Genomic DNA, 10109 nt, shown 5'->3' with positions numbered 1-10109 from the left:
AAAGCCGAAGAAGCTCGTAAGGCTGAAGAAGCTCGCAAGGCGGAAGAGGCACGCAAAGCGGAAGAGGCACGCAAAGCCGAAGAAGCACGTAAAGCCGAAGAAGCTCGCAAGACGGAAGAAGCTCGCAAGGCGGAAGAAGCTCGTAAAGCCGAAGAAGCTCGTAAAGCTGAAGAGGCACGCAAAGCGGAAGAAGCTCGTAAGGCTGAAGAGGCACGCAAAGCGGAAGAGGCTCGTAAAGCGGAAGAGGCACGTAAAGCAGAAGAAGCTCGTAAAGCCGAAGAAGCACGTAAAGCCGAAGAAGCTCGCAAGGCGGAAGAGGCTCGTAAAGCAGAAGAAACTCACAAGCAAAAAGAGCTTATTAGTCGTTATTCAAATAGCGCTCTTTCTGAATTGTCTGCAACGGTAAATAGTATGCTTTCAGTTCAACATGAGCTTGATAGCGTTTTGGTTTCGGATTCAGATCTTTCAGTATGGACGAATATTACGCAAGATAAAAAACGTTATGATTCAGATGATTTCCGTGCTTATCAACAAAATATGAATTTACGCCAAATTGGTGTTAAGAAAAAAGTTGAAAATGGACGGATTGGGGCTATTTTCTCACATGGTCGTGCTAATAATACCTTTGATGATCAAATCTCCAATCAGATGGATCTCACGATGGTGTCAGCGTTTGCACAATATCAATGGCATGATTGGCAATTGGGTGTTAACTCCGGTTATGGGGTGAGTTCAAGTAAAATCTCAGGTGAACAAAGCCAAAAAATCCATCGTCGTGTGATGAGTTATGGCCTTAATGCGAACTATCAGTTCCGTTTAGGCGAATTAGGTGTACAGCCTTATCTAGGTGTAAGTCGTCACTTTATCGAAGGTGAAAATTACCAATACGAAGGTGTAAATATCCAGACACCGAAAATAGCATTTAATAGCTATACTACAGGGGTTAAGGTAGATTACACCTTTACACCAGCTCAAGATGTGACAATTAAACCTTATTTCTCGGTAAATTATGTCGATGCGTCAAATGCTCGTGTGCAAACTAAAGTCAATCAGGCGACTTTACAACAACAGTTCGGGCGTTATTGGCAAAAAGAATTGGGCGTAAGTGGTGAGATCTCGCATTTCCATATGTCGGTATATGCGGCTCAATCTCAAGGTTCACAATTAAGTAAACAGAGAACACTTGGCGTGAAATTAGGGTATCGTTGGTAGGCAACGTATTTAAGTAAACAGCAATGTTCAAAATGAGAGTTTTCTTTATTTAGCATAGGGATATGTCAGAATAAAGAGACTCTCATTTTTTATGCTCGTTATCTTTTGATCAATCTCTTTTAAATTTAGTTAGATTAACTTTAGCCAACAACAGAAAAATTTGGTGTGATATAAGATCCAAGATTTTCTGACCGCACTTTTTCGCCTTTATCCGCCTTATAGTTTCAAGTATAATGCCTGTATTTTTCATCACATTGTTATTAAAAAAATTATGAGTACAAAATTCAACGTAAAAACATTCCAAGGCATGATTTTAGCCTTGCAAGAATATTGGGCAAATCAAGGCTGTACTGTTGTTCAACCTTTTGATATGGAAGTGGGCGCAGGGACTTCTCACCCAATGACTGCATTACGCGCATTAGGCCCAGAGCCAATGGCATTTGCTTATGTGCAACCTTCACGTCGTCCGACCGATGGTCGTTATGGCGAAAACCCAAACCGTTTACAACATTACTACCAATTCCAAGTGGTGATTAAACCGTCTCCAGACAACATTCAAGAACTCTATTTAGGTTCCCTTGAAATGCTCGGTTTTGATCCAACGCAAAACGACATCCGTTTCGTGGAAGATAACTGGGAAAACCCAACCTTAGGGGCTTGGGGGTTAGGCTGGGAAGTGTGGTTAAACGGTATGGAAGTGACCCAATTTACTTATTTCCAACAAGTGGGTGGCTTAGAATGTAAACCCGTAACAGGTGAAGTGACCTATGGTTTAGAGCGTTTAGCGATGTACATTCAAGGTGTGGATTCTGTGTATGACTTAGTTTGGTCTGACGGCCCGCTGGGCAAAACGACTTATGGCGATGTATTCCATCAAAATGAAGTAGAGCAATCAACTTATAACTTTGAATACGCAGATACCGATTTCTTATTCTACTGCTTCGATCAATACGAAAAAGAAGCGAAAAGTTTATTAGAATTAGAACGTCCGTTACCATTACCGGCTTACGAGCGCATTTTAAAAGCCGCACACAGCTTCAACTTGTTAGATGCACGTAAGGCGATTTCGGTCACAGAGCGTCAGCGCTATATTTTACGCATTCGTGCATTAACTAAAGGCGTGGCGGAAGCGTACTATGCGAGCCGTGAAGCCTTAGGTTTCCCTGGTTGTAAAAAATAAAGCGAAAAACGACCGCACTTTAAGCATTAACACAACGATATAAGGAGAAAATGATGAAAGATTTTCAATACCCCGACGATATCTACACGGAAGCAGAAACTGATCCTAATACACTCGCGAATTTAGGCCCATTGGCTAGATTAGCAGGTGTTTGGGAAGGTAAGCGTGGTGTGGATATCAACCCGAAAGCAGAAGGGCCAGAAAAAGATCCTTATATCGAACGTTATGAAGCCCATCCGACAGATGGTCAAACTAATGGTCCGCAACTCTATTATGGATTGCGTTATCACGCTCATATTGTACAACCGGGCGAGGTAGAAACCTTCCATGATCAAGTCGGTTACTGGTTATGGGAACCTGAAACTGGCAATATTTTGTTAACGGGTAGCATTCCACGCGGTCAAGCGTTTATTGCAGTCGGTAATGCACCGGCGGATGCGAAAGAGTTTACGGTAAAAGCGGTACGCGGTTCATTAACAAACGGCATCATTTCGAATCCGTTTTTAGAACGTTCATTTACCACGGAAAGTTTTGAAATGACGGTGAAATTCCATGATGATGGCACTTGGTCATATGATCAAACCACAACCATGATTATCCCAAATTATGATGCACCATTTGAACATCGTGATCGTAACCGTTTGACAAAAATTGGCGAACCGACATTAAACCCAACCGCGGCAGCAGAACAAGGAGGTGAATAATGAAACCCATTCTCTATTATGCGGCAGATTGCCCTGATACAGCGCCATTTGTGGCGGAATTAAAACGCCTAGGCGTGGATTATGAGGCTGTGGAAGTCTTATCTTCTATTCCAAATTTGAAACAATGGTTGCGTTTGCGTGATCGTCACCCAGCATTTGATAATGCCAAAGCGCAAGGCTATGCAGGCTTTCCGGCATTATTGTTAGATGATGATCGTGTTATTTTAGATGAATCCAAATTAAAAGAGATTTTTCTAAAATGATGAAAAAAGCGTTAGCCTTTGCAACTTCAGCGATGATTTTGACCGCTTGTAGCAATGCACAACCGCAAGCTGAAATACCAACCGTGGGCGGGGAAACCGATGCTCACGGTTGCTTACCCAGTGCGGGTCAGTCTTATTCTTATTTGAAAAAAGCTTGCGTACAAGTGTTTGATGTAGCGGAAATTAAGTTAGACGATCCCGCCAATAAAACTCAAGCGGTTTATGGCATTCTTTCGGAAGATAAGCAACAGGTTGAAGTGTTTGCTTCTGATTTGCCTGAAAACACGATTTTAGAGGTAGTCAAAGGCGGCTATGTCTCCAAAGACGGCAAAGTGCGTTTAATGAAAACCAAGAAAAGTTGGAAAATTCGTAAGTAATGAAGAAAGTCAGTTTTTTGCAATTTTTATTTAGAATTGGTGATGACTATTTAATGTTTTTGCGAAATTTAACACCCGCTGTGTTGTTTTTATCACTCGCGTTATTTATGTATTCTGAGCTGAATTGGACACATTGGGCGTGGAGTAATGTGCTAGTGCTGTTTTTAAGTTTGGCTTCAGGATTTATTGCACTCAGCGTCATGGCAATAAATACTGTCGCTTTTGTACGCAAGATGCTGAAAATCTTAAGAACACTAAGCGGAGAGAGCGAACTTGATGAAAATATTGGTACGCTCGCATTATTTAAAATGCTCTGGGTGGAGAGCAACAGTAAACAACTAATCTTTTTTGCGGTAGTCAATATTGTTGCAGTATTTATGGTGTTAGTTTACGGCACCAAATATGCCTTGAATTTTTATAGCTCAATTTCAACATTAAATGATTAGGTCTCGAATATGAAAAAAATAACCCTAAAATTCACCGCACTTTTGCTTGGCTCAGCTTTAGCAAGTAGTGCGTTTGCAACAGAAAATGGTCAAACTTCCTCAAGTTCTGATTATGAATTAGAGAAAGTATTGATTTTCAGCCGACACGGATTGCGTTCACCAGTGGAAAAAGATCCGCAAGAAATGGCGAAATATTCCCCTTATGAATGGGCAAAATGGAATGTACCATCTGGCTATCTCACTGCAAAAGGGACGGTGCTAGAAACCTATTTCGGACAGTATTTAGGTCAATGGCTTGCAGATAAAGGGTTACTAACAACAGAACGTTGTGCATCGGGCGAAGGTATTTTCGCTTATGCGAATGGTGTGCAACGCACCATTGCAACAGGGCAAGCGATTGTTTCTGGTGCATTTGCGGGCTGTAATGTTCAACTGCAACATCACGGTAAAATTGGTTCAGAAAAAGATCCAATTTTTAATACGCAGGCGCATAATCCAAGTCAAGCCTTGATTGAATCTGCAAAAAATAATGTTGATTTAACCGCTTTACAGCAAAAATTAGCACCAAATTATGCGCTATTAAGTGAAATCATCGATTACAAAAACTCACCAAACTGCTTGCAAAAAGGCGAGTGTGATTTAGGTGGAAAAGTCGGTGAATATAGTATTAAAGACGGCAAGTCGGTCAAGATTACTGGTTCTATCAGCACCGGGAAGAAAATTGTCAGTGCATTATTGCTCGCACATTATGTGGGTAAACCTGATTCAGAAATCGCAAACGGCCGAGTGGATAGCCAAGAAAAATGGCGTGCAATTAACGAAATTAAAAACGAATATTACCGCACATTATTTAAAAATAACGAAGCGTTAGCACAAAATGCATCATACCCGCTATTGGCATTTATTCAGCAACAGCTAAATAGTGAAAACAAAATTAACTTATTGGTTGGACACGATTCTAATATTGTTGCCCTGCTTGCAGCACTAGGTGTTGAACCTTATGAATTAGATGATTCATTGGAAAATATCCCAATCGGTGGCAAGTTACTATTTGAAGTGTGGAAACATAAACCAAGTGGTAAGCTCAAATTTAAGTTGGATTATGTTTATCAAACCACTGAACAGCTGATTAATATCACGCCATTAAGTTTAGCGACACCACCAAACCAAACGGCATTAACCCTCAAGGGCTGTGAAAAAGATGAACATGGTTTTTGTGATTATGAGCAGTTTAAAAAGGTGTTGAGTGAAGGGATTGAGAACGGTAAGAAATAGCGTTCATGCAACCCTATGAAAAATACTTAAAAGAGAATTCGCAAAAATTGCGAGTGGATCAAACGGATGCGGAAAGAAAGCTATGGCAACGCATCAATCGAGATCAATTATTAAGTTTTCGATTTAATCGACAAAAGCCACTTTTAAGTTATATCGTTGATTTTTATTGTGCAAAAGCAAAGTTGATTATCGAATTGGACGGTAGTCAGCACTATGAACCTGATTATCAGGAAAAAGACGCATTGCGAGATGCAGAATTAAATTCACTTGGTTTTACGGTGATGCGATTTAGTAATGATGAAGTCATGTGTGAAATTGAAGCGGTAGTCGAGCAAATTTATTTATTTTTAGAGAATGTAAGGGCTGATTGAGTATGAGGTTGGATTAACATCTGCCAAATCTCCCCTAACCCCTCTTTGCTAAAGAGGGGAATTCTTTAGTAAATTGATAGTAACTGACTCATTTACATTTTAATGTCAATAAAGATTAAATTATCTGCTTTCAAAAAACGTTAAAGTAGGACGTAAATATTTAACTCTCCAAAGATCCAATCCCCTCTTTAGCAAAGAGGGGTAGGGGAGATTTGGCAGAAGTAATAACGAAGAAAATAAGAATTTAAATCTACAGAATTTTTAAATAAGAGAAACAAAATGACAACCCAAAACTTCCTAGTAGAAATCGGCACGGAAGAGCTGCCACCAAAAGCTCTCAAAACATTAGCGACCTCTTTTGCGGATAACGTTGAAGCGGAGTTAAACCAAGCGGGTTTATCATTCGACAAGATCGAATGGTTTGCGGCACCGCGTCGTTTGGCGGTGAAAGTGTTGAACTTAGCCACACAGCAACCAAGCAAAGAAATCGAAAAACGCGGACCTGCAGTGTCTGCAGCCTTTGATGCGGAAGGTAAACCAACAAAAGCAGCTGAAGGCTGGGCGCGCGGTTGTGGTATTACCGTTGAGCAAGCAGAACGCATTTCAACTGATAAAGGTGAATGGTTAGTTCATCGTGCAAAAATTGAGGGGCAGCCAACCAAAAACTTACTTAACGACATTGTGGCAAATGCGTTGGCGAAATTGCCAATTCCAAAACCAATGCGTTGGGCTGACAAAACCGTGCAGTTTATCCGTCCGGTTCACACCGTAACTATGTTATTGGGTGATGAGTTAATTGAAGGTGAAATTTTAGGTGTAGCAAGCGCACGCACCATCCGCGGTCACCGTTTCTTAGGTGAAAAAGAATTTGAAATTCAACATGCCGACCAATATCCGCAATTATTGCGTGAAAAAGGATCTGTGGTAGCCGATTTCAACGAGCGTAAAGCAGAAATCCTTGCAAAATCTCAAGCCAAAGCGACTGCACTTGGCGGCGTGGCTGATATTGAAGAAAGCCTGCTTGAAGAAGTGACTTCGTTGGTGGAATATCCAAATGTTTTAGCGGCAAAATTTGAAGAACGTTTCTTAGCCGTGCCTGCGGAAGCCTTGGTTTACACTATGAAAGGCGACCAAAAATATTTCCCAATTTATGACAAAGACGGCAAATTATTACCGCACTTTATTTTCGTATCGAACATCAACCCAGAAGATCCAACCGCGATTATCGAGGGGAATGAAAAAGTGGTTCGTCCACGTTTAACCGATGCGGAATTCTTCTTCAAAACCGACTTAAAACAAAAACTGGTTGATCGTTTACCGCGTTTAGAAACCGTGTTGTTCCAACAACAACTGGGTACATTGAAAGACAAAACTGACCGTATTGAGCAACTGGCAGGTGAAATTGCAAAACAAATCGGTGCAGACGAAGCGAAAGCAAAACGTGCGGGATTGCTGTCAAAATGTGACTTAATGACCAACATGGTATTCGAATTCACCGATACACAAGGCGTAATGGGTATGCACTATGCTCGTCATGATGGTGAAGATGAAGAAGTTGCGGTGGCGTTAAACGAACAGTATATGCCACGCTTTGCGGGTGATGAATTACCAAAATCACTTGTTGCAAGTGCGGTCGCTTTAGCGGATAAATTTGACACCTTAACGGGTATCTTCGGTATCGGCCAAGCACCAAAAGGCAGCGCAGACCCATTTGCATTACGTCGTGCAGCATTAGGTGCGTTACGTATTATCGTAGAGAAAAACTTGCCGCTGGATTTAGAAGATTTAGTGAAAAAATCAGCCGCACTTTTCGGTGATAAACTCACGAATCAAAATGTGGTTGCTGATGTGGTGGACTTCATGCTTGGTCGTTTCCGTGCGTGGTATCAAGATGAAGGTATCGCAGTGGATGTGATTCAAGCGGTATTGGCGCGTCGTCCAACTCGCCCTGCTGATTTTGATGCGCGTGTGCGTGCGGTTTCACACTTCCGTACTTTAGATTCAGCAGAAGCGTTAGCGGCAGCAAACAAACGTGTAAGCAATATCTTAGCCAAAGCGGATGCTGCAATTGGCAAGATTAATTTGACCGCTTGCGTAGAGCCAGCAGAAAAAGCCCTTGCTGAAGCGGTACTTGCATTACGCACTGAAGTACAACCGCTTATTGCAAAAGGCGATTACACCGCAGTATTAGATAAATTAGCGAACTTACGCGCACCGGTAGACAGTTTCTTTGATAACGTAATGGTAAATGCTGAAGATCCAGCATTACGCCAAAACCGCTTAGCGATTTTAAACACGTTACAAGGCTTGTTCCTACAAGTGGCGGATATTTCGCTATTGCAATAATCTCAAATAGCCCCTTTATGGGGCTTTTTATTATCAAGTGAATAGAATCTATGAAAGGATTTGTGATTTATCTGCCAAGTCAGAAAACTGAACTTGCTCATTTCTTGGCTCAAGCAGATGGCTGCAATTATACGCCTATCGTTTCTGTTTCATCTGAGTTAGTTTCTCAGTTTGGTGGTGAAACGGTATTTAATTTGTCAAAAGCTAAAGCGATTTTACATCGAGAAATCACGGTGGATGAAATCGCTAATACGCTTTCACATATTGAATGTTGGCGGAAAATAGCGGCAGATGAAACGATTGCTGATAATGAATTTGCGATTGTCGCGGAAGCAGATTTACAGCTATCGCCAAATTACTTTAGTGCATTGCAAGAATATGTGAATGGTTATCTAGCAGGTTCTCAGTATCAGCTTGCATTACTAGAATGTTCACGTCAGCATGAGTTTTGGGATGATAAAATTTATCAGGGAGAAGGGCGACTTAATTCGGCACTTTTCCGACGGATAGAACATTACAATCTTGCACATTGTCAGATGTATTTGATTCGTAAGGCTTTCATCAAGGACATGCTGAATAAATTGACGAGCGAGAAACCTTATTGGTTGGCTCATCGATTAGGTGATTTTTGTGATATAGATAATCTTATCCAAACGTTACCTCTAATTGCTCAGGCAAATCATAAAGTTTTACCTCGTCAAATAAAGGTGAAATCTGTAGATGAAACCTTGGATTTTATGTTGCAAAACCCTTGCTCAGTGATTCGTTTTGGTGATGGTGAATTTATCCTGATTAAAGGGAATTGGATTGTTTACCAAGATTATGATCCAAAATTAGCGGCAGAATTAGAAAATATTTTACGCATGGAAAGCAATGAAAATCGCTTGATTTGTTTGCCTCCGATGTTTGATTCACTTTCTCCTTACATTGATTCGACACAAAGCTATTGGCGAACTCATTTAAACAATCATTCTCTTTATTATGAGAACGTATGTACTGCGAGTGAATATGCGAATACTTTTCTCTCTCGCCCTTATATCGATTGGCAAGATAAAACCCAGTCTGCTCTTTGGTTCGAGAAATTAAAACAGCTTTGGCAAGATAAAGATTTATTGATTGTTGAAGGGGTGACTTCGCGTTCTGGAGTGGGAAATGACTTATTTGATAATGCTCATTCCATTAAGCGAATTATTTGCCCTGCCAGAGATGCATATTCTTACATCGAACAAATTCAGCAAGCAATCATTCAGCATGCAGAAAATCGTCTCATATTACTTATGCTTGGACCAACTGCAAAAGTGTTAGCCTATAATTTATCCGAATTAGGTTATAGAGCTATTGATATTGGTCATATTGATTCGGAATATGAATGGTTTAAAATGGGCGCGACAGAAAAAGTCAGATTTACCCATAAACATACCGCTGATTTTAATGAAGATGGAATTAAGCTAGAGAATGATGCCGTTTATGAGCAGCAAATAATCTGTCGGATTTAAAGAAACATCACAATAATTTTTATATAAAAGGAAAACACAATGTCAAAAACTGAAACTTTATTTAGCAATCATTGGAATGTTCGAGTAAGCGATCCCGGTGAAGAGGGTAATGTAAACCATTTTTTTGAAACGGTTTATTTAACGCTTGAGGTAAAAGTTGAGAACGGTCAGGCAACTTACGAATTTGTGCGTAAGGTTGAAGACGATATCAAGGTTCAGCAACAGTTTACCGTGTTAGATGAATTGTTTGAGTTTTTGGGGCAGTATTTAAGTCCTGTGGCATTAGGTCATGTTGGCGTGAAAATTGGGCAGCTAAATCTTGCTTAATGTTTAAGTTTACGCACGCAATCGGTCGTTTTTTACAGAAAATTTGCAATGCGTGCGTAACTTTTTCAAGTTATATGTCATTATCATAAATTCGTAAATCTTAAACAAAATC

The 10109-nt window shown here is 40.6% G+C and carries 11 protein-coding genes; all 11 read left to right on the top strand.

Features of this window, described 5'->3' with window-relative positions; all coding sequences use genetic code 11:
• Positions 1 to 1212: autotransporter domain-containing protein (locus tag HSP_RS0106160; protein ID WP_010129407.1), on the top strand; the 1212-nt coding region annotated here is incomplete at its 5' end.
• A 271-nt stretch (positions 1213 to 1483) separates the two neighbouring features.
• Positions 1484 to 2392 (top strand): glycine--tRNA ligase subunit alpha, encoded by a 909-nt coding sequence (glyQ, locus tag HSP_RS0106155; RefSeq protein WP_005695296.1) that lies wholly within the window; start codon positions 1484 to 1486, stop codon positions 2390 to 2392.
• A gap of 53 nt (positions 2393 to 2445) precedes the next feature.
• Positions 2446 to 3096, top strand: a complete 651-nt coding sequence (locus tag HSP_RS0106150) for an FABP family protein (RefSeq protein ID WP_007523757.1) — start codon at positions 2446 to 2448, stop codon at positions 3094 to 3096.
• Positions 3096 to 3359: a hypothetical protein gene (locus HSP_RS0106145; RefSeq protein WP_007523739.1), complete on the top strand. Its 264-nt coding sequence runs from the start codon at positions 3096 to 3098 to the stop codon at positions 3357 to 3359. The genes HSP_RS0106150 and HSP_RS0106145 overlap by 1 nt, the downstream gene beginning before the upstream one ends.
• Positions 3356 to 3736, top strand: coding sequence for a hypothetical protein (locus tag HSP_RS0106140; RefSeq protein WP_007523747.1), 381 nt, complete (start codon positions 3356 to 3358; stop codon positions 3734 to 3736). Before HSP_RS0106145 ends, HSP_RS0106140 begins: the two co-directional genes overlap by 4 nt.
• Positions 3736 to 4182 (top strand): hypothetical protein, encoded by a 447-nt coding sequence (locus HSP_RS0106135; RefSeq protein ID WP_007523658.1) that lies wholly within the window; start codon positions 3736 to 3738, stop codon positions 4180 to 4182. The genes HSP_RS0106140 and HSP_RS0106135 overlap by 1 nt, the downstream gene beginning before the upstream one ends.
• Positions 4183 to 4191: 9 nt before the next feature.
• Positions 4192 to 5457: a histidine-type phosphatase gene (locus HSP_RS0106130; RefSeq protein WP_007523858.1), complete on the top strand. Its 1266-nt coding sequence runs from the start codon at positions 4192 to 4194 to the stop codon at positions 5455 to 5457.
• A 5-nt stretch (positions 5458 to 5462) separates the two neighbouring features.
• Complete coding sequence (locus tag HSP_RS0106125; protein WP_007523755.1) at positions 5463 to 5828, top strand: endonuclease domain-containing protein; 366 nt, start codon at positions 5463 to 5465, stop codon at positions 5826 to 5828.
• A gap of 279 nt (positions 5829 to 6107) precedes the next feature.
• Complete coding sequence (glyS, locus tag HSP_RS0106120) at positions 6108 to 8174, top strand: glycine--tRNA ligase subunit beta (protein ID WP_007523771.1); 2067 nt, start codon at positions 6108 to 6110, stop codon at positions 8172 to 8174.
• 50 nt (positions 8175 to 8224) lie between these two features.
• A complete protein-coding gene (locus tag HSP_RS0106115) occupies positions 8225 to 9670 on the top strand; it encodes an SP_1767 family glycosyltransferase (protein WP_007523768.1) in 1446 nt (481 codons plus the stop codon).
• 39 nt (positions 9671 to 9709) lie between these two features.
• Positions 9710 to 9997 (top strand): DUF5377 family protein, encoded by a 288-nt coding sequence (locus HSP_RS0106110; protein ID WP_007523880.1) that lies wholly within the window; start codon positions 9710 to 9712, stop codon positions 9995 to 9997.
• Positions 9998 to 10109 lie beyond the last annotated feature (112 nt).

This window comes from Haemophilus sputorum CCUG 13788, from assembly GCF_000238795.1.
Classification (GTDB): Bacteria; Pseudomonadota; Gammaproteobacteria; order Enterobacterales; family Pasteurellaceae; genus Haemophilus_A; species Haemophilus_A sputorum.
The sequence above is the reverse complement of the archived record's forward strand: the minus strand, read 5'-3'. Positions and strand labels throughout refer to the sequence as shown.

Coding starts and splice junctions, on each gene's coding strand:
- glyQ (WP_005695296.1), top strand. CDS start 1,484: ATGAGTACAAAATTCAACGTAAAAACATTCCAAGGCATGATTTTAGCC.
- HSP_RS0106150 (WP_007523757.1), top strand. CDS start 2,446: ATGAAAGATTTTCAATACCCCGACGATATCTACACGGAAGCAGAAACT.
- HSP_RS0106145 (WP_007523739.1), top strand. CDS start 3,096: ATGAAACCCATTCTCTATTATGCGGCAGATTGCCCTGATACAGCGCCA.
- HSP_RS0106140 (WP_007523747.1), top strand. CDS start 3,356: ATGATGAAAAAAGCGTTAGCCTTTGCAACTTCAGCGATGATTTTGACC.
- HSP_RS0106135 (WP_007523658.1), top strand. CDS start 3,736: ATGAAGAAAGTCAGTTTTTTGCAATTTTTATTTAGAATTGGTGATGAC.
- HSP_RS0106130 (WP_007523858.1), top strand. CDS start 4,192: ATGAAAAAAATAACCCTAAAATTCACCGCACTTTTGCTTGGCTCAGCT.
- HSP_RS0106125 (WP_007523755.1), top strand. CDS start 5,463: ATGCAACCCTATGAAAAATACTTAAAAGAGAATTCGCAAAAATTGCGA.
- glyS (WP_007523771.1), top strand. CDS start 6,108: ATGACAACCCAAAACTTCCTAGTAGAAATCGGCACGGAAGAGCTGCCA.
- HSP_RS0106115 (WP_007523768.1), top strand. CDS start 8,225: ATGAAAGGATTTGTGATTTATCTGCCAAGTCAGAAAACTGAACTTGCT.
- HSP_RS0106110 (WP_007523880.1), top strand. CDS start 9,710: ATGTCAAAAACTGAAACTTTATTTAGCAATCATTGGAATGTTCGAGTA.